2 protein-coding genes are annotated in these 1,966 nt (G+C 75.5%); one reads left to right on the top strand and one right to left on the bottom strand.

Going from position 1 to position 1,966, the window contains the following annotated elements; all coding sequences use genetic code 11:
* Positions 1–288: GntR family transcriptional regulator (locus JNW98_RS35090; RefSeq protein ID WP_223772316.1), on the bottom strand; the 288-nt coding region annotated here is incomplete at its 3' end.
* A gap of 205 nt (positions 289–493) precedes the next feature.
* Between JNW98_RS35090 and JNW98_RS35085 the strand changes: the two genes are divergently transcribed.
* On the top strand, positions 494–1,708 hold the full coding sequence (locus tag JNW98_RS35085) for an FAD-dependent monooxygenase (RefSeq protein ID WP_223772315.1): 1,215 nt from the start codon (positions 494–496) through the stop codon (positions 1,706–1,708).
* Positions 1,709–1,966 lie beyond the last annotated feature (258 nt).

The following is a 1,966-nucleotide window of genomic DNA, read 5'->3' as shown; positions in this document are numbered from 1 at the left end:
CCGGTCCGGGGCCGGGGCGGGCGGCGGGGTGGCCGGGCGGCGGGCGGGGCGCCCCGGGCGCCGGGGCGGGGCGGCGACGACGGTGCCGACGCCCGGGACCGCGCGGACCAGTCCCTCGTGGCGGAGCTCGGTGAGCACCTTGGTCGCGGTCGCCATGGCGACGCCCCACTGCCGGGTGATCTCGCGCGTCGAGGGGACCCGGTCCCCCGGGGCCAGTTCGCCCGCCTCGATGCGCCGCCGGATCTCCGTCACGATCCGGCCGGAGCGCGACGCCGTACGCCCGTCCACGGCCCCTACCTTTCCGCACTAGTGCACCTCGGAGGGCATCACCGTAGCGGCGGGCGCCGGGCGACGCGCGGCCGGACCGCCCCGAGCGGCCCTCGCCGACACTCCCCGCACTAGTGCACTACACACTCCAACAAGGCTCTGCCTTCCGGTTGTTACCGCAAACTCCCGCTTGCCCGACCGTATGCGTACGGCGTACATTCCAGCCATGCAGAACACCGACATCCTCATATCCGGCGGAGGCATCGCCGGACCCGCGCTCGCCTACTGGCTGCGCCGGGCGGGCTTCTCCGTCACCGTCGTCGAACGGGCGCCCGCCCCGCGCCCCGGCGGTCAGGCCGTGGACCTCCGCGGCGCCGGCCGGACCGTCGTGGAACGGATGGGGCTCTTGGCGGAGGCGCGGGCCCTGAGCCTCGACCAGCGCGGCTTCGCGTGCGTCGACGCCTCCGGCCGGATCCGCGCGCGGATGACGGCGGACAGTTTCGGCGGCGAGGGCATCATCTCCGAGATCGAGATCCTCCGGGGCGACCTCGCGCGCCTGCTGTACGAGGCCACCGGGCCGGGACACGAGACCGAGTACCTGTTCGACGACACCATCACGGAGCTCGACGAGGACGCGTCGGGGGTCACGGTCGGCTTCCGGTCCGCGGGCACCCGCCGGTTCGGGCTCGTCGTCGGGGCGGACGGTCCCCACTCGGTGGTGCGCGGGCTCGCGTTCGGGCCGGAGCGGGAGTACGTCCGGCCGCTGGACCTGTACACCGCGTGGTTCACCGCCGTGGACGGCCCGGACCTCGACGGCTGGTTCATGATGCACAACGCGCCGGGCGGCCGCGTCGCCACCGCCCGGCCGGGCCGGCACTCCGGCGAGATCAAGGCCGGGCTGAGCTTCCGCTCACCGCCGCTCGGTGTCGGCCGGCGCGACGCCGACGCCCATCGGGCGCTGCTCGCCGAGCGCTTCGCCGGGGTCGGCTGGGAGACCCCGTACCTGCTGCGGGCGGCGCGGGAGGCTTCGGACTTCTTCTTCGACTCGATGGGCCAGGTACGCCTCGACCGGTGGTCCCGGGGCCGGGTGGTGCTGCTCGGCGACGCCGGGTACTGCCCGTCCCCACTCACCGGGCTGGGCACCAGCCTGGCCCTGGTCGGCGCGTACGTGCTGGCGGGCGAGCTGGCCGCGGCCGGCGGCGACCACCGGGTGGCGTTCCCGCGCTACGACCGGGTGATGCGGCCCTACGTCGACCGGGCCCAGGAGCTGCCGCCGGGCGGCGCGGCGGGCTTCGCGCCGGCGAGCGCGCTGGGCATCCGGCTGCGGAACCTCTCGATACGCCAGGTGAACCGTCGGCCGATGCGGAACCTGCTCGCCGCCCAGTTCGCCAAGGCCGGGGACATCGACCTCCCGTCGTACCCGCTCGCCGCGGCGCGCTGACGCGCGGCCCCGGCCGCGTACGCCCGCCGCCCCGGCCGCCCCGCGCCCCGCCGGGTGGCCGGTCCGTACCACCGACGGCGCACGCTTCGTACGAGGATCGGACCACCGCGTCGACCCGTCCACGACGGGAAACCGCCCACGGATGACGACAATGGGGGGAGAAGCACGTCTCCTGCCCGCCGATCGGCTCTCCCTGGGAGCGGCACATGACGAACCCCGACCCACCCGCCCGGCGCCTGCGCACGCGCACGGACCTTC

This window comes from Streptomyces huiliensis (assembly GCF_020037025.1).
Classification (GTDB): domain Bacteria; phylum Actinomycetota; class Actinomycetes; order Streptomycetales; family Streptomycetaceae; genus Streptomyces; species Streptomyces huiliensis.
Note: the sequence above shows the minus strand (reverse complement) of the source record. Positions and strands in the feature narration are given on the sequence as shown.